This window comes from Bartonella sp. B10834G3, from assembly GCF_016102505.1.
Classification (GTDB): domain Bacteria; phylum Pseudomonadota; class Alphaproteobacteria; order Rhizobiales; family Rhizobiaceae; genus Bartonella; species Bartonella choladocola.
Genome location: NZ_JACFOM010000001.1, coordinates 636,902 through 660,090, shown reverse-complemented (window position 1 = coordinate 660,090; position 23,189 = coordinate 636,902). Strand labels below are relative to the sequence as shown.

The window sequence follows — 23,189 nt, the reverse complement described above, 5'->3', positions numbered from 1 at the left end:
TTTAAAGCCTTGTGACTTCGGGGGCACCCTCTTCAACCATTCTTTTGACTATCACACGCGCAATTTTTCCGCTCCACGTCATTGGCCAATGATTGATTAAATAGAAATCTTTCGGAATTTTGAATTTTTCCATTAACGGGCGGCAAAACTCGCGCAATTCATCTGCGGTTAACGGGGCATCTTTGAATGAAACAACACTGACAAGACGGTCTCCATAAACGTCATCGGCAATGCCGAAAGCAATTGCTTCACCGACATTCGGGATGGTTTTCAATGCCGTTTCTATTTCGGCAAGATAAATATTGTTGCCGCCCGATATAATCATACCGCCGGCACGCCCCATCACATAAAGTTCGCCATTTTTGTCCATCATGCCGAGGTCGCCAACAGTAGCGCCATATTGGTTACGGACAAATGATTTGCCATTGTCACCCCATAAATATCCATCCGAGATCAAATCGCTTTCGACAAAAATAGTACCGATTTTATCCGGCGCGAGTGGTAACAAATTTTCATCCCGAATTGTGACTTTGACACCGGGAAACGGTTTTCCCACCGGTGACATGGAGGTTTCATGTGAAAGCGTTCGGGGTGTCATTTTGTTGACTGCAACAAAACTTAATTCCGATGCACCATAATATTGTAAAATTTCCGCATTCGGAAAAAGCGCGCGGGCGTCGATATAATGCTGACGATCGAATTTTGAAGCTCCGGTAACAAGTTGCTTCATTTCTTTAAAAACCAACTGTTTCTCACCCGCCCGTTGTCTCAATTCGTTGAGCATGGTTGGCACGCCGACAAAACGATCGGCGGTCTTCAGAAGCTTCAATACTTCATCCACGTCGAATTTTCGGACACTTTCAAATGTCTGGCCGCTATCTAGCGTTTCAATGAGCGCATAAAGGCTCACGCCATGCGCCATGGGACCGGGAGCAACCGCTTTATGTAATTTGTCGAGGCCGAAGAACTCTCGTCCGGTCACGAGCGAGTTTCGCCAACTTTGGCGGTTTCTGATAAAAGCTTTTGGAAGTCCTGTTGTGCCGGATGTAAAACCGATAAAAAACGGCCTAAGCGGCAGATCGTCTATCTTTTTATCGGGGTTCGTTCCTTCCAGAAAACGGTCATAAGTTAATTGAGTGTCGGTATCTTTTTCAACATAAAGTGCTGGCAAATCAAGGGTGCGGGCAATTTCTGCAATGATGCAATCTTTGTTCTCGCAAATGACAATGTCGGGATTAAGCCGACGCATGATTTCTTCAATCTGGTTTGGGGGCGTGGCAACAGAAAGAACTGCAATGCAATGCGGGCTTGCCGAACCGCCGACAAAAATTTCACCAAAGCGGAAATGGTTTGGAAGTGCGAGCAGCACCAGCCGACCTTCATCCGGTAAACCGAAATGATCGGGGTGGCGTTTTTTAAATTTAAAAAGATTGCGCCTGAAAGCTTCGGCTCGTTGGTAAAGAGTTTTATAGGTGATTTCATTTCCGGCGATCGAAATCGCAATTCTGTCAGGTGTCAAACTGGCATGTTTTGCCAATACATCAATAACCGGCATTCGTTCCCCTAACGTTTCGGAAATAATTTCAGGCCGACTTCATGTTTCAAAGTCGCGGTATATTAAAAAATGACAATATATTTTTAAAAATGATTATAAAACTCTCCCGTTACAATTTACCAATCATAACGGGAGAGAAAATTTTAAAATCAGATTTGGCGAACAGCGCCTTTGGCTGCCGATGTTGTCATGGCTGCATAAGCGCGTAAAGCTTTGGAGACTTTGCGTTTGCGAACCTCTTCCGGCTTCCAGGCTTTGTCGCCTTTCTGTTCCATCTCCTTGCGACGGTTCGCCAGTGTAGCATCGTCAACATCAAGATGGATTTTGCGATTTGGTATGTCGATTTCGATTGTATCGCCTTCTTTAACAAGACCGATTGTGCCGCCTTCAGCAGCTTCCGGTGAAACATGGCCGATGGAAAGCCCCGACGAACCACCGGAAAAACGGCCATCGGTGATGAGGGCACAGGCTTTTCCCAAACCTTTCGATTTCAGATAGCTTGTCGGATAAAGCATTTCCTGCATTCCGGGGCCACCGCGCGGACCTTCATAACGGATAAGCACAATATCTCCCGGTTTGATTTTGCCGTTCAAAATAGCAACCACGGCCGAATCCTGACTTTCAAAAATCCGTGCAGGACCTTTGAATTTCAAAATCGAGTCGTCAACACCGGCGGTTTTGACAATGCACCCATCCTTGGCAAGGTTGCCGTAAAGAACGGCAAGGCCGCCATCCTTTGAATAGGCATGGTCGACATCGCGAATGACGCCTTTTTCGCGGTCAAGGTCGACTGTTTCATAACGCCGTGACTGGCTGAATGGTGTTTGGGTCGGAATGCCGCCCGGAGCAGCACGATAAAATTCATGGACTTCCGGATTATTTGTCTGTTTGACATCCCATTTGCGCAAAGCATCCTTCAATGTTGGTTCATGAACAGTTGCAACTTCGCTGTGAATAAGACCTGCATGATCAAGTTCGCCTAGAATTGCCATAACGCCACCGGCACGATGGACATCTTCCATATGCACATTGGCAACGGCAGGTGCAACTTTACAAATAACCGGAACGTGGCGTGAAAGCCGGTCGATGTCGGACATTGTAAAATCAACTTCGCCTTCTTGCGCGGCGGCTAATAGATGAAGAACCGTATTGGTTGAACCGCCCATTGAAATATCAAGCGTCATTGCATTTTCAAAAGATTTGAATGTTGCAATCGAGCGGGGAAGAACACTGTCGTCATTCTGTTCATAATAACGCTTGGCCAGTTCAACAATAAGGTGGCCGGCTTTCTCGAAAAGATGTTTGCGGTCGGCATGGGTTGCGAGCATCGAACCGTTACCGGGAAGCGATAGGCCAAGGGCTTCCGTCAGGCAGTTCATCGAATTTGCTGTAAACATGCCCGAACATGAACCGCATGTCGGGCAAGCGGCCCGCTCCATATTGGCAATCTCGGAATCGCTGTTATGGTCGTCGGCTGCTGCAACCATGGCATCAATCAGGTCGACAGCAAGCTCTTTGCCTTTCCATTTGATTTTTCCAGCTTCCATCGGGCCGCCGGAAACAAAAACCGTTGGAATATTGAGCCGTAAAGCCGCCATCAGCATTCCCGGTGTAATTTTATCGCAATTGGAAATACAGACCAGAGCATCCGCACAATGGGCATTGACCATATATTCGACCGAATCGGCAATGATCTCGCGTGAGGGAAGGGAATAGAGCATACCGTCATGCCCCATTGCGATACCGTCATCGACGGCAATTGTATTGAACTCTTTTGCAACGCCGCCCGCTTTTTCCACTTCGCGCGCCACAAGTTGTCCCAAATCTTTAAGATGTACGTGACCGGGCACAAATTGTGTAAAGGAATTGGCAATCGCAATAATCGGCTTACCAAAATCTCCGTCTTTCATTCCGGTGGCACGCCATAAGCCACGGGCACCGGCCATGTTGCGGCCATGAGTAGAAGTTCTTGAGCGATAGGGAGGCATTTTGAATTTCCTTGAATAATTCCAATGTAGCAACGGTTGTGCCGCACAGATCATATAAACGCAAGGATTTTAAGCGCATTTTGCACCAATGCTCAATCACAATTAGATTAGAATTAAAAAAAATTCGGTATTATTGCGCAATATTATTGCGCATTCTTGGGCCACTCTTCGTGGTAAACAAGGCTTTCGAGCGGTACGCGTTTACGCCATCCTTTTTGTTCGAGTTCGGGGCTGTCGTAAAAGTGGCTGACATAGCCGATACACAAATAGGCGATAATGTCTATTTCGGGGGGAATCTTTAGCAATTCCTTCAGCTCGTCATCATGATAGATCGAAACCCAGCCGACGCCGATGTTTTCAGCCCGTGCTGCAAGCCACAAATTTTCGACCGCACAAACACAACTATAGGCCGACATTTGCGGATGATGAAAACGCCCAAGGCCGGTGCGGCCATCGCGCGAGCGGTCACATGTAACAACCAGATTAAGAGGTGCTTTGACAATACCCTGTAATTTCAGGCGGTTATAAAGTTTTCGCCTTTCGTCGTTAAAAATTTTTGCTTCTTCGGCGCTCGCACGATCAAAAATTTCTTTGACTTGTGTTTTTCGTTTTTTGTCGCGGATAAGAAGGAAATTCCATGGCTGCTGGAAGCCTACCGAAGGCGCTGAATGAGCCGCTTCAAGAAGCCTTGTGATTACAGCCTCATCAAGCGGTCGGGGTAAAAATTCGTCGCGCACATCGCGCCTTTCATGGATAACTTTATAAATATCTTCCAACATAAATTCTGTGACAAACTCCTTAGTAATTCTGCCGATGGTTGAATGAAAACCGTTTTATTGGTGACTGAAGAACGCTTTCCAAAATTCCTTTTATGACCTGACAATCGTCTTATAATTGATAATGTGAAGCGATCAAGTTTATCGCCGCATGGTTGCGAGCCAATTTGAAAACATGGAATTGATCGAACATGTTTTTGTTCATGATTGAAACAGGCGAGGTGCGGAAGAAACCGGATTTTTTACCAACAGTTTCAGGCGGCCTCCCAAGGACCATCAAAAACAGTAAAGTTTTAAAAATGGCAATCCGGAACCCGCGGAATAGAAAAAGCAATGAACAAGCCGGTTGAAAATCAAAAGATAAAACAACTTTGAAGAATTGGGGCTTTATTCAAATGAGTTAACTGGCAGATAAGCTAACCGGCAAATGAATTAACTGGCAAATGAGTTAACCGGCAAATAAGCTAACCGGAAAAAAATTTAAACGGCAAAACTTCGGGATTAGAGCCAGTGGAAGCTCTCTTTTTTTTTTAAAGCCGGTTTTTCAAGAATTGGTGGAGCTAAGCGGGATCGAACCGCTGACCTCTTGCATGCCATGCAAGCGCTCTCCCAGCTGAGCTATAGCCCCATTTTATATGGGAAGGTCACGTTGTGACCTTCAGGGATCAAGACAAATTGTCTGAGCGGCTTCTTAAATTGACTGGCGCCAAAGATCAAGAGGGAAATTGCAAACTTTATAAAAGAAAACAATTTCCCTTTAATTCTCGTCAGATGTCGTCGTCTTTATGAACTTTATTACCGCCGGTGATAATACCGCTTACGTCGTCATCCTCGTCGTCTTCATCATCCGGCAAGAATGCGTCGTCATCATCGTCGCCAAGGTCGACATCCTCATCGTCGCCAATATCGGGTATATCTTCGCCACCCTTTGTTTCATCATCAGCATCTTCAAGCGAGATGAATTCAGGCTTTTCTAATGCCGTGTCAAGGTCCTCCGTCTCAGTCTCCTCTTCCTCATCCTCGCCCTTAGCGTCGGCTGTGGCGTCGAAATAGGATCTGGGGTAGGAGATCCCAGTATAAGGTGAAATAATCGGGTCACGATTAAGATCATAGAATTTCTTGCCCGTTTCCGGGTCTATTCGTTTGGTTCCAAGTTCAGGTTTTGCCATGGACCGAGCCTCTTTTGGTTGGTCGTGCTGTTTCTATTTGCCTCATGCTTATAAAAATAGACACGCGCCTTTGTTTGAAAGCACTTTAACCGGACGCGAGCATTTACGCGCCCATAAAATGCCGTTAAGATTAATCAAAAAATTCGCTCACGGTGCTTAAGCGCAAAAATATGCTTTTGTCAAAGATAAACAATAAGACCCGTGTTCAATTTCCTTGAAGCGATGTATTTTTTCATGACGTATGAAACTGCTTATGTTAGAAGCATGCTTTCCAGTATAAAAGAAGAAATACGTTTGCTATGTCTGAACCACTTCCCGCTTTGTCAAAAAAATCTGCCAATCTTTCCGGACATATCCGGATACCGGGAGATAAATCCATTTCCCACCGTTCCTTGATGTTCGGTGCTCTGGCAAGTGGTGAAACCCGCATTTCCGGTCTTTTGGAAGGTGACGATGTTATTCACACTGCCAATGCCATGCGGGCAATGGGAGCAAAAATAACCAAGGATAACGGTGTTTATGTTATCCATGGGACAGGCAACGGCTGTCTTCTTGAACCCGAACAACCGCTTGATTTCGGCAATGCCGGAACCGGAGCAAGATTGACGATGGGGCTTGTCGGTACTTATGCAATGAAGACCCGTTTTATCGGTGACGCATCTTTGTCAAAACGGCCTATGGGGCGCATCCTTGATCCATTACGGCTGATGGGTGTGCAGGTGGAAGCTTCGGAAGGTGACAGATTGCCTTTGACATTATGGGGTGCAGTCACACCCAACCCGATTACCTATCGCGTTCCTATGGCATCGGCTCAGGTGAAATCGGCCGTTTTGCTTGCCGGTCTCAATACCCCCGGTATTACCACTGTCATTGAGCCGGTCATGACACGTGACCACACCGAAAAGATGCTTGTGGGCTTTGGTGCCGACCTTGAGGTCGAGACAGATAATGACGGTGTACGCTATATCCATTTGGAAGGGCAGGGAGAATTGCACGGGCAGGTTATAACCGTTCCCGGCGATCCGTCTTCGGCAGCATTTCCGATTGTGGCAGCCTTGATTACCGAAGGCTCGGACATAACAATAGAAAATGTGTTGTTAAATCCCACCCGCACCGGATTAATCACCACGCTTTTGGAAATGGGAGCCGATATAAGCTTTGAAAACAAACGCCAGACGGGCGGGGAAGAGGTGGCCGATATTCGCGTACGTTCCTCCCGATTAAAGGGCGTAAAAGTGCCAAAAGAGCGCGCACCGTCAATGATCGATGAATACCCTGTTCTTGCAGTTGCGGCCGTTTTTGCCGAGGGAAAAACAGTTATGGAAGGGCTTGCAGAACTGAGGGTCAAAGAATCGGACCGGCTTTCAGCCGTCGCCAACGGTTTGAAAAAAAATGGTGTTGATTGTGAAGAAGGAAAAGATTTCCTGATCGTGACTGGTGACCCTTCGGCAAAAAACATTGGTGGGGGAACTGTCACAACACATCTCGACCACCGTATTGCCATGAGCTTTCTGGTTCTTGGTCTTGGAGCCGAAAAGCCTGTGACAATTGACGACAAGCGGATGATTGCAACAAGTTTTCCTGAATTTATGGGGCTGATGGCCAAATTGGGAGCGCATATCGAATGAACCCGAACAAGCCGTTTATTATTGCAATTGATGGGCCGGCCGCTTCAGGAAAGGGCACATTGGCGCGCAAACTTGCCTCCCATTATAAATTTTCCTATCTCGATACCGGTTTGACCTATCGTGCGGTTGCCGATGAGCTTTTAAAACGCCATTTGCCGCTGGATAATGAAGATATTGCCGTAAAAACCGCTTCGTTGATTGATTTCGGTTCACTTGATCGGGCGCATTTATCCGGACATGAAATCGGTGAGGTGGCATCCAAAGTGGCGGTGATGGGGCGTTTGCGAAAAACATTGGTCGACATGCAGAAAGCTTTTGCCGAACAAAGTAAAGGGGCAGTTCTTGACGGGCGTGATATTGGAACAGTTGTTTGTCCCGATGCCGATGTCAAGCTCTATATCGTTGCAGCCCCCGAAGTTCGAGCCGAGCGGCGCTATAATGAAATGATGGAGAAAGGCGAGAAAGCCGATTATAATGCTATTCTTGCCGATCTCAAACGGCGTGACGAACGCGATATGAAGCGCGCCGAAAGCCCGTTGAAACCTGCAAAAGATGCGCACTTGCTTGATACAACAAAATTGAGTATAGAAGGCGCGTTTACTGCCGCTTGTGCTATTATTGATCCGATTTTGGCAAAACGGTAGAAGAGTTTAAGAGAAATGTTATTTCCGGCCATGCGCCAAACTACCCCGCAAAGAACGGGCGGCAGGAAAATAACATCGTTTTAACACTAACCCGGCGCTCGTGCCTTAATTCATTATTATTTCAGAAGGCACTTCTTCAGGAGTTTCTATGTCACAATACAATCCCACAAAAGCGGATTTTGAAGCCCTTTTGGCTGAATCCCTCCAGACCAATGATCTCGTCGAGGGTTCGGTTGTCAAAGGCCGCATCATTGCAATTGAAAAAGATATGGCAATCATTGATGCCGGTCTTAAAGTAGAAGGCCGTGTTCCGTTAAAGGAATTCGGTGCCAAGGGTAAAGACGGTTCGCTCAAGCCCGGCGATGAAGTCGAGGTTTATGTCGAGCGTATCGAAAACGCTATGGGTGAAGCTGTTCTTTCACGCGAAAAAGCCCGCCGTGAAGAGAGCTGGGTTCGTCTGGAAGAAAAATTCAACGCCGGTGAACGCGTTGAAGGCGTTATCTTCAGTCAGGTCAAAGGTGGTTTCACGGTTGATCTTGATGGAGCAGTTGCTTTCTTGCCGCGCAGTCAGGTCGATATTCGTCCGATTCGCGATGTAACGCCGTTGATGCATAATCCGCAGCCTTTTGAAATTTTGAAAATGGACCGCCGTCGTGGCAATATTGTTGTTTCACGCCGTACAGTTCTTGAAGAAAGCCGCGCCGAACAGCGTTCTGAAATCGTACAGAACCTTGAAGAAGGTCAGGTTGTTGAAGGTGTCGTCAAGAACATCACCGATTACGGTGCATTCGTCGATCTCGGCGGCATTGATGGCCTCTTGCACGTTACCGATATGGCATGGCGCCGTGTCAACCATCCGTCTGAAATCCTGTCGATCGGTCAGACTGTAAAAGTACAGATCATCCGTATCAATCAGGATACACATCGTATTTCCTTGGGCATGAAGCAGCTTGAAAGCGACCCGTGGGAAGGCATCAGCGAGAAATATCCGGTTGGCAAGAAGATCAAGGGCACTGTTACAAACATTACCGATTATGGTGCTTTTGTCGAAATCGAGCCGGGTATCGAAGGCCTTATCCACGTTTCGGAAATGAGCTGGACAAAGAAGAATGTTCACCCCGGAAAGATTCTTTCGACATCTCAGGAAGTCGAAGTTGTTGTTCTGGAAGTGGATCCGGCAAAACGCCGTATTTCTTTGGGTCTCAAGCAGACATTTGAAAACCCGTGGACAGCTTTTGCCAACAAATTCCCTGTTGGTTCTGTTGTTGAAGGTGAAGTCAAGAACAAAACCGAATTCGGTCTCTTCATTGGTCTTGAAGGCGATGTTGACGGTATGGTTCACCTTTCCGATCTCGACTGGAACCGTCCTGGCGAGCAGGTTATCGAGGAATACAACAAGGGCGATGTTGTCAAGGCTGTTGTTCTTGATGTTGATGTCGACAAAGAACGTATTTCACTCGGTATCAAACAGCTTTCCGGCGACAAGGTCGGTGAAGCCGTTGCTTCCGGTGAATTGCGCAAAGGTGCTGTTGTGACTTGCGAAGTGACTGCAATCCACGACAATGGCATTGATGTAAAACTGGTCGACCATGATCTTGAAACAACGATCCGTCGTTCGGATCTGTCGCTTGATCGTGACGAACAACGTCCGGAACGCTTTACAGTCGGCCAGAAGGTTGATGCACGCGTTACCGCATTCGACAAAAAGACCCGCAAAATCACAGTTTCAATCAAGGCTTTGGAAATTGCCGAAGAAAAAGAAGCTGTTGCACAATATGGTTCGTCGGATGCCGGTGCTTCACTCGGTGATATTCTCGGTGCTGCATTGAAAAAGCAGGAACAGGAATAATCATTCCTCTCCTGTTGTCGCAGGTGACTGCGATGGCTTTTAAAAAATCGGGAAACCCGCCTTTCGAGGCGGGTTTTTTATATACGATAGTTTTTTCCGGTTTTTAATTGAATTGCTGTTTTTCATTCTAAAGCGGGAAAGTGCCGTTACTGAAGCTTCACCCGCGCGACAGGTAAAGCGGGCTGAATAAAGATTTCCAAAATAGCAGTATTTTTAAAAATCCATATTGGTTAAAACAACGATCAGCTTATTTTGCAGCGATAAGAATGGGGAGGTCTCTCCTGCTTTTGAAAAAAAGTCGGGCAGGTACTTCTTCTTGCCAATAATCACCTCGTATCACTCATCACTGGAGCTGGGCGCTTATAATCCGTTTTGACAAGGCGACTGCGGTTGTCCTGTCTATTCTAGAAAAGCAAGGGTGAACGGATTTTTTATGCTTTGAACAAGCAACAGAGTTCCGTTTTGCAACCAATTGGGCGGAATGTACTTTGGTCAGTTTTTTAAACCTATTTTGTTTAAAAAATTAAATAACAAAAGATGGAAGCATTCGTCGATTTGTTTATCTTTGGCAAGCCACTTTATTCTGTTGTCAATGTCGGGCGAGGGGATAGGGAAGGGACAAAAAAATTCCCGCGAATTTCGCGGGAATAATGGAATAGTCACAGATTTTTCAAGTTTTTACGAAGGATTGGATTTCTGTGCTTTTGCCTGTTCTTCTGCAATGCGCTTCTGGAACAGTCCTGCAAAGTCGATCGGGTCGATCATCAAAGGAGGGAAGCCGCCATTTCTAGTTGCGTCGGCAACGATCTGGCGCGCGAAAGGAAAGAGCAAACGCGGGCATTCAATGAAAACCAATGGCATAACATGTTCTTGAGGAATGTTTTTTACACGGAAAACACCGCCATAGACCAATTCGACGTTGAACAGCATATCCTTGCCTTCGCCAGCTTTGGCAGTGAGCGAAAGAACAACGTCATAATTGTCATCTTCCATCGGATTGGCATTGACGTTGATACCGATATTGATTTCGGGTGCTTTTTCGCGTGGTCTCAATGCCTGTGGAGCATTCGGGCTTTCAAATGAAAAATCCTTGAGATATTGCGTTAGAACCGTGAATACGGGAGCTTCGCCATTTTTATTTGCTTCGCCTTCGGCCATAATAAAAACCTTCTATTATTAGCGCCAAATTGCGCCATGAGGGGTTAGAGATAATACGGGCTAGCATGTCGCGGACATTGTTGCAATAAAAGCGAAACCGCCTTTCACTATTTTTCGCTTTATTATCAATTTAAACGCTTGTTATCGTCATCTTTACGCCATGGAGAATGTTCGGGATCGGATGAATGATAATCCTCGGCATCAAGATCAATCGTTTGCGAATGGTTATTATCGTAACTGTTTTCTCTAAAACCGGATGAAAAACTGGCGCGGACTGTCATTTTTTTCGACACCCACTTCCATAAGAGATCACGTATTTGCGGAATAAAGAGTAAAAGTCCGATAATATCGGTGACAAAACCCGGAATGATTAACAGAATAGCAGCCAGAATAAGCAACGCACCGTGAGCAAGTTCCCGGTCAGGTATGCGGCCGGCAGAAAGTTCATGCTGCATTTTGGCAAGAAGTGTAATTCCCTGAATACGCAGAAGAATAAATCCGACAAACATAGACAGAATGATGAGCGCCAATGTTGCAAGAACACCTATCTCTTTTCCAACAATGATGAAACCTGCAATCTCGATAAAAATTGCGACAAGCAAAAATAGGCCGGCAATATTGGGTGTATTACGGTAGATATTTCTCACCAATGTTGTCCTTTCCGGATTTTTTAAGGCATAATGACAGCAGCAATATAATTCCTTCTTTAAATAGGGATTAAAAAGCCATATTTGAATGATGACTTTTGCTGTTCTATATATTTAAATCTACGATTGTCATTGCATTCTTGTAGTGATACCCATTTTTCGAGTTTGGAGATCGGCCGCGCAGATGGATTTCGACATTGTATTGGTTATTGCCCTGATTATTGCTGTAGTGGTTTTTTTGCAGCTACGGAGTGTATTGGGAAAACGCACAGGTTTTGAAAGGCCGCCTTTCGACCCTTATTCGCGGCAAGCGGAAAAAGCGGAAGAGAAGGAGTCCGATAACGTTATCGCGTTACCAAAACCGGAAGCAAGAGCAGCCGACGATTTTTCCGATATTGATAAAATTGCCCCTGAAAACAGCGACCTTAACAAGGAATTGCGCGCTATCCGCAAGGAAGACCCGACATTTTCACCCAATTCGTTTCTGGATGGTGCAAGAGTGGCCTATGAAATGGTCGTAACAGCGTTTGCCAAAGGGGATAAGAAAACACTGAAATCGCTTTTATCCGACGAGGTTTATGCGGGATTTTCGGCAGCTATTGATGAGCGCGATAAAAAAGGTGAAAACGTCCAGTTCACATTTGTCGGTATTGATAAGATAGAGATAGTCAATGCCGCCTGTCAGGCGGACATTGCGCAATTGACAATAGAGGTCGCCAGCGAGATCATTTCCGCAACTTACGATGACAGCCGGAAACTTATAGATGGCGACCCCCAAACAATAGCTGAAATCAAAGACATCTGGACGTTTGCACGGAATGTCAAATCGCGCGATCCGAACTGGAAAATTATCGGCACGGAAGATGGCGAGTAATTTTCTTTAGAAACGCTAGGTTCAACCGATGACGTCGGTCGTATACTTGAAGGTTGAATGACGATGGCTCGTGACAATAATCGGGAAAAGATTGACCGGCTGAAACCTGAAGATCGCATTTTATGGGATCAAGTAAGAAGGACCGCAATTCCCTTGGCAAAGTCCGCGATTCTTTCAGTCGAAATGAAAGATATGCCTGCTTTTTTCTCGATGGAACTTATAAGACAGGCCAGATTGAAAAATGTGAAGGATGACGATAGCGATCGGCAAAAGACACTGCCGAAGCTCTTTGCCTTTGATAAACCGACCTATCGTAAAATATCGCGAGGGCGTGTTGAAATCGAGGGACGCGTCGACCTTCACGGCCTTTATCGCGATGAAGCTTACTCGCTGCTTCTCAACTTCTTGCAGTCTGCACGCCATCGCGGCTTGCGCCACGTTCTTGTCATTACCGGAAAAGGTTTGTCACATGGCAGTGAAGGCGTTTTGCGGCAAGCCGTTCCTCATTGGTTGGAAACGGCTCCATTCCGCCAGATTGTATCTTCATTTGATGATGCACCGAGAAATCATGGCGGAAAAGGTGCACTCTATGTCCGGTTGCGGCGGCAAGCAAAAATCTGATTATGCAAAAATCTGATTACGAAAATCTGATTATGTGATAAGCGGAATAGGCAATGTAACAATTTCAACAAGCCTGTTTTAAAAAATTTCCGATGATCGTAAGTCGATCGTTTTGCCTGTTTTGAAAATGAAGCATAGGAAACAAAATTTTTAAACACGTTCAATCTGTGCGGGTTACCTCTCTCATATAAGTTACCCGTTCCAGATGGCTTGTGTTGCTTTTATAGCGACCTGTTGATTTTCTATTTTTCCCGTTGTTTGGGTGCGAGTTGATCTTGTGCGTTGGCAAAGAGACCGGCATATGCGCTGTTAAAATATCGCAAAGCTCGTGAAAAGGTTTTTATCACTTTCTCGGTGACATCTTAATCAGGTAATGGAGGATGTCTTAGAAAGCGCATCAAGCAATCCTATGAGCCGACGGTGAAAATCCATTTGTAACATCAAAAAAAGCGTTAACCCCACAAATGCGGAAAAGGCCAAGCCCTTAAAACAGTTTCTCAAGATCGCCGATTTTGCTGTTTACAAACCAGCCATAATAGTTTTCTTGCGGCAATTTCGGTTTCTCGCCGCGTGCCAGTGCGCGCTTGTTTTCTTCCGCCAATGCCCGCGCCCGCGCTTCCGCACCTCCCGTATTATAGAGTGTGGCGGTCAAACCGGGGTTTTGTGAAATATCAAAGTCGGCAATCTGGCGGTAAGCATCAATCGATTGGCGGATTGTTGCTGCAATATAAGGAATAGTCTGGTCGGGATCCATAATGGTTTTATAGACTTGCCCGCCATTTTCCGCAGAAAGCTTGGGCAAACCGGAAATCCGGTTAACTCTGTCCGACATCATCAAAGCTGTAAGCGGATTGACCTGTCCCAGACCGAAAGTCTGTCCGGCAAAAAATGGTTGGAAAAATACCGCACTGAAACGGTTATCAGGGTATTTTTTCCCGTCAACTGTTTTGCCGCGAAAATCCTTATCCCAGATATTTTCACGGCAAGTCCACAATCTATAACTATCCGACAAACCGTTACATGGGGAAAATTGCTCGCGTTTGACAAAATCGGTTACGTCCTCACCATTATAGGCAAATTGCACGCCCTGATTAAGATAGGACATGCCTTTCACATAATAGGTCTGTAACCGGTCATAAACGTCGACATTATAGGTATGTTCGCCGACAATTGCACCGGCGATATGGACAGGATTGATGCCGTAATCTTTTGCAACCGCGATAATGCGCGCTCTCAGCTTGTTGTCATTCTTTAACAGATTATAGATTTTGGCATATTTTGCAGCATAACTTGTCGAAAGTTCGCGCGTGCGCTTTGCCGAGGCACCGGGAACTGGCGGTTGCACACTGTTACGGTTACCGGCAGGCACAACGGTAACAGCTCCGGCTTCAACAATCAGCGATAAAGCCAAAGGTATGATAAAACACAGCTTCTTGACGATTGTTGGCATGTGCTTACCCTATCTGAATTTTACAAATACCGAGTTCGTAAAAATACTTTTATCGTGTTGATGGCAAATTGCCAGAGACATAGAATATTTTTAACGCATGACTTGGCATATTTTTAACGTATTCCTTGTTACCGGCCACGTAAAAAATCAAAGAATGAACGTTTTTTGGTTTGTACCGGTTGGGCCTGCGCCCCGACATCGACCGCAGGGCGGGAAGCCCAATAATCGTCACCGCTTCCCGGTTCAGGCGGCGGAGCCGGATAAGGCGTTGTCGACGGTTGTTCGCTTTCCGGCAAAATATCGTTCCCTCCTGGAACCGCATTTTGCAGGTTGTAATTGCCCGGAAGTGGCAAAACCGGCAATGATTTTTCGGCAACCGTCATATAGGATTTCCATGCGCGCACGGGAAGCGAACCGCCGGAGATTGTTTTCATCGGATGGCCATCGTCATTCCCGAACCATATGCCTGTGACATAATCTGTTGTATAGCCGATAAACCAGGCATCACGAAAATCCTGACTTGTACCGGTTTTTCCGGCTGCCGGCCGGTCAATCGCGGCTTTTCGTGCTGTACCATTCTCGACAGTTTGTTCAAGCATTGCATTCATCATGCCGACAATATCCGGTTCAACAACGCGATTGGCTGTAATTTCGCCAAAATCATATATGGTTTTACCGTTTGTATCTTCTACTTTCGAGATCAGACGCAGTTGCGGCTTATAACCGCCATTGGCAAAAGGCACAAATGCGCCAGTCAATTCAAGCAGACTTACTTCCGATGTGCCAAGTGCGATAGAGGCATTGTCCGAAAGTGCCGAATGGATACCGAGACGGTGAGCCACTTCGATAACCTTGTCGGTACCGACTTCCATAATCAATTGGGCGGCAACCGAGTTCAGCGAGTGCGATAGGGCGGTGGTTAATGTAACCTCGCCCATATATTTGCCGCCGTAATTTCTTGGCGTCCAGTTGCCAATTCTGACTGGTGCGTCATTGCGGATTGAATTGGGGGTACGACCGGCTTCCAGTGCAGCAAGATAGACAAAAGGTTTGAACGTCGAACCGGGTTGTCTTTTTGCATCGGTCGCGCGGTTGAACTGGCTTTGCGCATAGTCGACACCGCCAACCATGGCACGGATTGCCCCGCTTTTATCAATGGATACAAGCGCACCCTGACTGACATTGCGTTTGTCTCCATTTTCGGAAATTTGTGTGCGGATTGCTTCCTCGGCAGCTCTTTCGAGAGTCATGTCAAGCGTGGTTTCGACGACAATATCCTTATCTGTCTCGCCGATCAGAAATGGTAATTGTTGAACAACCTGATCGGCGACATAGTTTTCCGAACCTGTCCAATAGGATTGAGGACGTGCCATCGGCTCGGCTTCTGCCATCGCTACCTCGGCGTCACTCACCATGCCTTCTTCTTTCATGGCAGCAAGAACGAGTTTGGCGCGGTCATTGGCAGCTTTGGGGTCACGAGCGGGAGAAAGGCGCGAAGGTGCTTTTAATAATCCCGCCAGAGTTGCGGCCTCCATCAAATCAACATCTTTTGCCGATTTTCCGAAATATCGTCTTGAGGCTGCCTCGACACCATAAGCACCCGAACCAAGATAAACGCGGTTCAAATACATTTCGAGAATCTGGTCCTTGGTGTATTTATGCTCAAGCCAGAGCGCAAGCAGCGCTTCCTGCACCTTTCTTTCCAATGTTCGATCGGGAGAAAGAAACAGATTCTTGGCCAATTGTTGGGTGAGCGTCGAGCCGCCCTGTTTGCTACGGCTATGGATAATATTGGTTACCATTGCGCGCGCAATGCCGATAGGGTCGACACCATAATGGTCGTAAAAACGGCGGTCTTCGATTGCCACAACGGCCTTTGGTATCCACGGGCTCATTTCTTTCAGTGAAAGCGCTTCACCACCTGTCGTTCCGCGATTGGCAATCAGAAATCCGTTACGGTCGATAATACGCACATTCGGCGGGCGTTGGGGAATGTCCCAGGTCGAGGCTTGCGGCATTCTGAGTGCGACATAACCCACATAACCGGCAACCGCAATCGCACCCCATATTGCTAAAACAAAGCACCATTTCACAAGCCGGAAAATGAAGCCGTGGCTTTTTCCGGTTTCTCTTGTTCTACCCTTTTTGGAGCGGGAACTTCGTTGCGGCGGCAATGCGCGGTCATCATCTGTCAAGCGCATTGGCACAAAGCTCCGTTTTTTTTAAATTGGGTTTTTTATTGAATATGGGCGACATGGGGCGAATTTGAAAGATTTTAAAGAAACTGCGCATTAAATCGAAAAGCCGATGAGGCATTCCGTTTTGTTAAAATAGCAGGATGATTCCGGCAATTTTAAGAGAAATGGCCTGCTCTATCCAATGATTTTATCAGCTTCAAGCACTTCCTCACTGTTATTTATGATCTTTTATGTTTTTCGCCTTCGAGAAGCAAATTATCGAGCTGCCGGAGATTTCGGCAAATTAAAAATCCGGTTTCTATATCGGAGTTTTGTCTGTCCTGGTGGTTTGATTTTCGCGGGTTATCATTTTTCTCTAAAATTGTTTTTGACGAAAAGTCCGGCACCCGATCAGCTTTTGATTTTGATTAAATACGATAAATCAGGTTCAAGGGATTGTAGCCGTTTGCATTCGAGGAATGAAATTCCATATGCCAATGAAGCTGAATAACAATGCAGCCGATTGGCTGCATTGCATTTATCAATTTTGTTTTGCCTTCAGATCGGCAACATCGTCTTGTGTTTTCCGGAATTCATCCGGATTGAAATTATAAACCGTTGAACAAAATTCGCATTTAACGGTGATTTTGCCATTTTCGACACTGGAATTTATTTCGTCCGCCGTGAAGGTATTCAAGACATTTTCTATTTTTTCACGCGAGCATGAACATTGATCCAGAATAGGTGTCGCATTGAAAACCCTGACACCATGTTCATGAAATAACCGAAACAATAATCGTTCGGCTCCCACTTGCGGGTCGGTCATTTCCGAACTTTCGACAGTGTCTACAAGCGCTTTCACTTCTCTCCAGTGATCGAGACGGGCTTGTTTATCAATCTTTTGGTCTTTTTCTTCGCCGATTGAAGACTTCGGAAGATGTTGAACAAGCACACCGCCCGCCCGCCAGCTCTCTCTTGGTTGGCCGTTTTCATCACGATCAAAAAGTGTGGCAACGCCAAGCTTGACCTCGGTCGGAATCTGTTCCGATTGTTTGAAATAGTTACGCGCTATTTCTTCAAGGCTGGAGCCGTCAAGTGCAACAATACCCTGATAGCGTTGCATATGTTCACCCTGATCGATTGTTAAAGCCAGAGTTCCTTTGCCAAGAAGTTCTTCGGGGGCATCGTGGCCGGAAGCAACAGCCTCTTCAAGTTTCTTTTCGTCAAACCTTGCATAGGCGCGCAGACTGGACGGGGTTTTAAAATCGCATACCAGAAGGTTGACCGGTCCATCAGAACTGGTCTGGACAATAAATTTCCCTTCAAATTTCAATGATGTGCCGAGTAAAACGGTCAAAACCATAGCTTCGGCCAATAACCGCGCTACCGGTTCGGGATAATGGTGGCGCGACAAAATAGTGTTGACGGCAGTTCCCAATTGTACAGCGCGGCCACGCGCATCAAGGCCGTCCACTTCAAAGGGCACAACAGCATCATCGCCAGCAAAATTGAAATCACCAAGGGTACGGCTTTTTTTACCCTGAGCCGGTTGGTCGCTTACATTCATTTCTTTCGTCAAAACCGCGTTTCCTTAAAACTATGGAGCTTGTTTATCAAAACGGTTTTGACTGTTTTAGATGAATGGAAAGAAGTTTACTCCAAGCAGAATGAAGTTTTGAACAGAGTGTTCAAACAAATACTTCATAATGCCCGGAGTTGTTAAAACAGGAGAACCGTTCGTAATGAGCTTTATAGATAGGTATTATTTCAAAGCCTGCAAGCACCATTCAAGAACAGCTTTTTGCGCATGTAAGCGGTTTTCTGCTTCGTCAAAGACAACAGAATGAGGCCCGTCAATGACAGCATCGACAACTTCTTCACCACGGTGCGCAGGAAGACAATGCATAAACAAGGCATCCGGCTTTGCCAAATTCATCAATGCTTCATTGACTTGATAGGGCTGGAAAACATTGCGCCCACGGGCACGGAATTCCTGCCCCATGGATACCCATGTGTCGGTAACAATACAGTCTGCATTTTTGGCGGCTTCTTCAGCATTATTGGTGAGAACAATGTCTGCACCATGTTGACGAGCCCAATCAACATATTTTTGTTGCGGTTCGCTGCCTTTGGGGGTCGCAATTCTCAAATTGAATTTGAACAATGCGGATGCTTCGATCAGGGAATGTAACACATTGTTCCCGTCTCCCATCCAGGCAAAAGTTTTGCCTGCAATTGGCCCACGATGTTCTTCGTAAGTCATAATGTCGGCCAGAATCTGGCAGGGGTGGGTATCATCTGTCAAAGCATTGATGACAGGCACATCGGAATGTTCGGCAAGTTCGAGCATTCTGGTATGGGCCGTCGTCCGGATCATGATGATGTCGACAAAGCGCGACAATACACGTGCTGTATCGGCAATTGTTTCGCTGTGGCCAAGCTGCATTTCCGAACCGGTAAGCATGATGGCCTCACCCCCCAATTGGTGCATTCCGACATCGAAAGACACACGGGTGCGGGTCGAGGGTTTCTCGAAAATCATGGCAAGCGTTTTGCCGATAAAGGGTTTTTCGGACTGTCCCTTTTTAAGGAGGTTTTTGACCGCCTTTGCATGTTCGATAATTTTACGAGCTGTTTCAGGTGACAGAATGGAAAGATCAGTAAAGTGGCGAATATTCTTCGTCATAATATCAAGCCTATTTTTGTTTGTGGGCATTAGAAACGAGTTGGACAGCCTTTTCAATACGGTGAAGGCCATCACGGATTTCATCTTCGGTGACAGTCAAAGGCGGTAAAAGGCGGATAACATTATTTCCGGCTCCAACACCCAGCAATTTTTCATCACGCATAGCGGCAATAACTTCAGTGTTTTTAACAACACATTTAAGCCCTGTTAAAAGCCCTACTCCACGAATTGACTCTACGACATCGGGAAACCGGTCAATAATGGATGCCAATCCCTGTTTGAACAGATTGGCCATAGCATTGACATGGTCGAGAAAGCCGTCTGCCAACATGACATCGAGCACAGCATTGGCTGCGGCCATTGCAAGAAGGTTGCCACCGAATGTCGAGCCATGGGTGCCGGGCGTCATGCCTTTTGCGGCCTCTTTGGTTGCAAGGCAGGCACCAATCGGGAAACCGCCGCCAAGACCTTTTGCAAGTGCCATAATATCGGGTTCTATGCCCGACCATTGATAGGCAAATAACTTGCCGGTACGGCCCATACCTGTTTGGACCTCGTCGACGATAAATAATAGGCCGTTTTCGTTGCAGATCTTGCGCAATAATTGCATGAATTCTTTCGGAACCGGACGCAGCCCGCTTTCACCTTGAATAGGTTCAATGAGAAGGGCAGCCGTCTTTTCGCCGATTGCAGCACGCAATGCTTTTTCATCGTCGAACGGAACTTGCACAAAACCTTGAGCTTTCGGGCCAAAACCTTCAAGATATTTTTCCTGCCCTCCGGCGGCAAGTGTCGCCAGCGTGCGGCCATGAAAAGCACCTTCAAAGGTAATAATTTCATAGCGTTCAGGATGCCCGCTCACATATTGATAGCGTCTGGCTGTTTTAATGGCGCATTCTATCGCCTCGGCACCGGAATTGCAGAAAAACACTTTATCTGCAAAACTGTTTGCACAAAGCCGTTCAGCCACTTTCTCCTGTTCGGGAGATTGAAAAAGATTTGATACATGCCAAAGCTTGTTGGCCTGTTCTTCAATGGCTTTGACAAGTTTCGGATGATTATGTCCAAGCGCATTGACCGCAATACCGGACGTAAAATCAAGATAGCGTTCGCCATTGTCCGAGATGAGCCAGGCACCGTTTCCTCGTGTGAAGCGCAAACCGATACGTGCAAAAGTATCATAAAGCGGTTGCGCATTGTTTTGGGTCATTGCCTGGTCTCCTATCCATTATAATTTATGCCGGATGCCGAAAGCCGGTTCCGGATATAGCAAGAACGATAATATCGTTGTTTTTCTGAATGAAACGTTAGGTTTTTTGAAAAACAGCGTTTTTATCCAATATAAAACATTAACAGCGCCGTGTATCATCACGACGCTGAGAAAACTGTTGTTTTTACTATCCTGCCTGTCAGGGAAAAAGTCAATTGATGCCTTTGAAAGACCACATTCAAAAAATATCTTGAAAAAATCGCAATTTGCGAACCGGATTTTCGAGATTTGTAAAAAAAGTGATTCGCAAGTTGGGGAAAACGTCTGAAAACACTATATATGACTATGGAGACTCTTGTCATGGAGTCACAGCGTATAGTAGTAGTTAGCGTAAAACTGGAACATTTCTGGTTCTGCCGGATAATTATCATAACAAGTAAGACTGTTTTGCGCTTTTTAGCGCATTGATGGATTCCGGCAATTAACGAGATGAAAAAGGAAATGGTCGTGTCACCTGCAAGTCCGGTGGCAATGATTGAAAATAAGGAACGGAGTGCCGGTATGAACTGGACAGATGAACGTGTTGAACTTTTGAAAAAGCTTTGGAGTGACGGGTTGAGTGCCAGCCAGATTGCTGCCCAGCTTGGCGGAGTTAGCAGGAATGCGGTCATCGGCAAAGTTCATCGATTGAAACTGTCGGGGCGCGGTAAAACCACAAAAACAACACCGCGTACGAAAAAACCGGCGGAAACCGTCGTTAATCCTGCTCCTCAGGCACCGCGTGCAACACGTACAACGCCGGTTCAGCCGGTTGCTGCCGCTGTCGCAGCTACTGCAAAGCCACAGCCTTCAAGCATCGGAGCCACAGCTTTGAAACTGGATTTCGTTGCCGACGCCGTTTCGGAAGTGGAAGAGAAACCATCAACCGATGTTGTTGTTCCGATGTCGCGGCATTTGAGCCTTTTGCAGTTGAGCGAAAACACTTGCAAGTGGCCGGTCGGTGACCCTTTATCGGATGATTTCTATTTCTGTGGTGCCGATGCCGGTGACTCCGGCCCCTATTGTGCTTTTCATGCAAAGCTTGCTTTCCAACCGGTGTCGGAACGCCGCCGCGTAAGAGCATAAAACATTATATCAAAGAGAATAGTATTCTAATAAAATTGAAAACCTTGGAATGTTTATTCCAAGGTTTATTTATTTATTAGAAAAAATAAACTGTATTTTCTTCAAATTTAATAATCGGTTTTATAACCTCCAGATCTCTCCAAAAGGAAGATCAAAAGTGAATAAAATTGATTCAATCGCGAGCTATGATGCTCCGCATTCTTGCAGCCGTGATTGGCTGAAAAAAGCAATAGAAATCATCGAGGCGGAAATAAACCGCTCGGCCGATACCCATCTCATCCGTTATGATTTGCCAGCGTCATGCGGGATAACGCTTTATTTGAAAGATGAATCCTGTCATCCGACGGGTAGTTTGAAACACCGTTTGGCGCGTTCGCTTTTCCTTTACTCGCTCTGCAATGGTAAAATCGGGCCGAAGACAACGATTGTCGAGGCTTCGAGCGGCTCAACGGCGGTTTCGGAAGCCTATTTTGCCAAACTGATCGGCGTTCCTTTTGTGACAGTTATTCCGAGGACGACATCTCCCCAAAAAGTCGCTGCCATAGAAGCTTATGGTGGCCGTGTCCATTTTATAGACGATCCGAAATCGGTTTATGTGACAGCACAAAACCTCGCTGATGAATTGGGGGGCTATTATATCGACCAGTTCACTTTTGCCGAACGGGCAACCGATTGGCGTGGCAACAATAATATTGCCGATTCAATTTTCTGCCAGATGGCGAAAGAACCGCATCCCGTTCCGGACTGGATTATTGCAAGTGCCGGTACCGGCGGGACATCGGCAACCTTGGGGCGATATATCCGGTATCGCAAATTTTCAACGAGACTTTGCGTGGCCGATCCGGAAGCTTCGGTTTTTCACCTTCACTATGCCGACCGGTCGATAAAGGAAATAGAGTCATGTCGATCGGTGATTGAAGGAATTGGACGCGCACGTGTCGAGCCGTCTTTTATGCCGGATGTGATAGACCGCATGATTTCGGTTCCCGATCAGGCAAGTCTTGCAGCCATGCGTGTGATAAGTCGTCTCATCGGTCGCAGTTGCGGCGGCTCTACCGGAACAAACGTTTATGCGGCCGCAGAACTCATTTCCGATATGATTAAAAATCACCAACATGGCTCACTCGTGACATTGATTTGCGATAGTGGGGAACGTTACCGTTCGACCTATCTTGACGATCAATGGTTGGAAAAAAGAGGATTTGATATTTCCGGTGATATGAAACGTCTGGAAAGGCTGTTTCTGGAAGGAAAGCCTTTTTGACAGGAAGCGCCTGAAAATTGTTACACCAAACTTCCCACTCATCTGCTTCAATAATTGTGTCGTGAAGGTTTCTCGTGATTTTTTGTGTTCAAGCCGATTATCCGGCTTGGAACTTATAAATCCGGCTTGAACATATAACTTACGAGGCCAACAAAGGATTGAGCCGGAGCACGGCACTGTCGATCTCATCGGATACATGATTTTTTCCGTTGGTTTTGCCGGATTTCGGTCTTCGCCCACCTGCCAAGACGGTTTAAATCATCTTTTGGAAGTCTATCCCGAAAAAGAAAATGGAGCGGGAGGGAGAATAGAATCCGAAAGTGCAGCTTTTGTCAGTCTATCGTGAAAGGCGCACCTGAGTGGAAGAG

General features: G+C 46.3%; 18 protein-coding genes and 1 tRNA gene. 7 read left to right on the top strand and 12 right to left on the bottom strand.

Annotated features, from left to right (window positions below):
- Position 1 precedes the first annotated feature (1 nt).
- From H3S94_RS02885 to H3S94_RS02865, 5 genes are all read right to left on the bottom strand, one after another.
- Positions 2-1,555 (bottom strand): AMP-binding protein, encoded by a 1,554-nt coding sequence (locus H3S94_RS02885; protein WP_198240227.1) that lies wholly within the window; start codon positions 1,553-1,555, stop codon positions 2-4.
- Positions 1,556-1,704: 149 nt separating this feature from the next.
- Positions 1,705-3,543 carry a dihydroxy-acid dehydratase gene (gene ilvD, locus H3S94_RS02880; RefSeq protein WP_198240226.1) on the bottom strand — a complete coding sequence of 613 codons (1,839 nt, stop codon included), beginning with the start codon at positions 3,541-3,543 and terminating at the stop codon, positions 1,705-1,707.
- A gap of 143 nt (positions 3,544-3,686) precedes the next feature.
- Entirely contained in the window at positions 3,687-4,322 is a 636-nt protein-coding gene (gene bluB / locus H3S94_RS02875) for a 5,6-dimethylbenzimidazole synthase (RefSeq protein WP_198240225.1), read from the bottom strand.
- A 549-nt stretch (positions 4,323-4,871) separates the two neighbouring features.
- A tRNA-Ala gene (locus H3S94_RS02870) sits at positions 4,872-4,947 on the bottom strand.
- A 139-nt stretch (positions 4,948-5,086) separates the two neighbouring features.
- Entirely contained in the window at positions 5,087-5,488 is a 402-nt protein-coding gene (locus H3S94_RS02865; protein WP_077990535.1) for a TIGR02300 family protein, read from the bottom strand.
- Positions 5,489-5,787: 299 nt separating this feature from the next.
- On the opposite strand from H3S94_RS02865, the gene aroA reads away from it, so the two are divergent.
- From aroA to rpsA, 3 genes are all read left to right on the top strand, one after another.
- Complete coding sequence (gene aroA / locus H3S94_RS02860) at positions 5,788-7,116, top strand: 3-phosphoshikimate 1-carboxyvinyltransferase (protein ID WP_198240224.1); 1,329 nt, start codon at positions 5,788-5,790, stop codon at positions 7,114-7,116.
- Positions 7,113-7,760 carry a (d)CMP kinase gene (cmk, locus tag H3S94_RS02855; protein WP_198240223.1) on the top strand — a complete coding sequence of 216 codons (648 nt, stop codon included), beginning with the start codon at positions 7,113-7,115 and terminating at the stop codon, positions 7,758-7,760. The genes aroA and cmk overlap by 4 nt, the downstream gene beginning before the upstream one ends.
- A gap of 148 nt (positions 7,761-7,908) precedes the next feature.
- A complete protein-coding gene (gene rpsA / locus H3S94_RS02850; protein ID WP_077990540.1) occupies positions 7,909-9,609 on the top strand; it encodes a 30S ribosomal protein S1 in 1,701 nt (566 codons plus the stop codon).
- 678 nt (positions 9,610-10,287) lie between these two features.
- On the opposite strand, the gene secB is transcribed toward rpsA, so the two are convergent.
- Both secB and H3S94_RS02840 read right to left on the bottom strand, forming a co-directional pair.
- A complete protein-coding gene (gene secB, locus H3S94_RS02845) occupies positions 10,288-10,767 on the bottom strand; it encodes a protein-export chaperone SecB (protein WP_077990542.1) in 480 nt (159 codons plus the stop codon).
- Between the two features lie 125 nt (positions 10,768-10,892).
- Positions 10,893-11,414 (bottom strand): FxsA family protein, encoded by a 522-nt coding sequence (locus H3S94_RS02840; RefSeq protein ID WP_077990544.1) that lies wholly within the window; start codon positions 11,412-11,414, stop codon positions 10,893-10,895.
- A 184-nt stretch (positions 11,415-11,598) separates the two neighbouring features.
- On the opposite strand from H3S94_RS02840, the gene H3S94_RS02835 reads away from it, so the two are divergent.
- Positions 11,599-12,288: a Tim44/TimA family putative adaptor protein gene (locus tag H3S94_RS02835; RefSeq protein WP_198240222.1), complete on the top strand. Its 690-nt coding sequence runs from the start codon at positions 11,599-11,601 to the stop codon at positions 12,286-12,288.
- A gap of 63 nt (positions 12,289-12,351) precedes the next feature.
- Positions 12,352-12,909, top strand: coding sequence for a Smr/MutS family protein (locus H3S94_RS02830; protein ID WP_198240221.1), 558 nt, complete (start codon positions 12,352-12,354; stop codon positions 12,907-12,909).
- A gap of 484 nt (positions 12,910-13,393) precedes the next feature.
- On the opposite strand, the gene H3S94_RS02825 is transcribed toward H3S94_RS02830, so the two are convergent.
- The 5 genes from H3S94_RS02825 to H3S94_RS02805 all read right to left on the bottom strand — a co-directional run bounded on the left by H3S94_RS02825 (position 13,394) and on the right by H3S94_RS02805 (position 20,432).
- The gene (locus H3S94_RS02825; RefSeq protein WP_198240220.1) at positions 13,394-14,359 is read right to left on the bottom strand and encodes a DUF1402 family protein; all 966 of its coding nucleotides are present in this window, start codon (positions 14,357-14,359) and stop codon (positions 13,394-13,396) included.
- Positions 14,360-14,487: 128 nt separating this feature from the next.
- A complete protein-coding gene (locus H3S94_RS02820; RefSeq protein WP_198240219.1) occupies positions 14,488-16,560 on the bottom strand; it encodes a transglycosylase domain-containing protein in 2,073 nt (690 codons plus the stop codon).
- 517 nt (positions 16,561-17,077) lie between these two features.
- Entirely contained in the window at positions 17,078-18,103 is a 1,026-nt protein-coding gene (locus H3S94_RS02815) for an Hsp33 family molecular chaperone (RefSeq protein WP_077994394.1), read from the bottom strand.
- Between the two features lie 195 nt (positions 18,104-18,298).
- Entirely contained in the window at positions 18,299-19,222 is a 924-nt protein-coding gene (gene argF / locus H3S94_RS02810; RefSeq protein WP_077994395.1) for an ornithine carbamoyltransferase, read from the bottom strand.
- Positions 19,223-19,232: 10 nt separating this feature from the next.
- Positions 19,233-20,432 (bottom strand): aspartate aminotransferase family protein, encoded by a 1,200-nt coding sequence (locus tag H3S94_RS02805; protein WP_198240218.1) that lies wholly within the window; start codon positions 20,430-20,432, stop codon positions 19,233-19,235.
- A 561-nt stretch (positions 20,433-20,993) separates the two neighbouring features.
- Between H3S94_RS02805 and H3S94_RS02800 the strand changes: the two genes are divergently transcribed.
- Together H3S94_RS02800 and H3S94_RS02795 are read left to right on the top strand one after the other, a co-directional pair.
- A complete protein-coding gene (locus H3S94_RS02800; protein WP_077994396.1) occupies positions 20,994-21,557 on the top strand; it encodes a GcrA family cell cycle regulator in 564 nt (187 codons plus the stop codon).
- A 157-nt stretch (positions 21,558-21,714) separates the two neighbouring features.
- Positions 21,715-22,821, top strand: a complete 1,107-nt coding sequence (locus H3S94_RS02795; RefSeq protein WP_369805687.1) for a PLP-dependent cysteine synthase family protein — start codon at positions 21,715-21,717, stop codon at positions 22,819-22,821.
- The last annotated feature ends 368 nt before the right edge of the window (positions 22,822-23,189 follow it).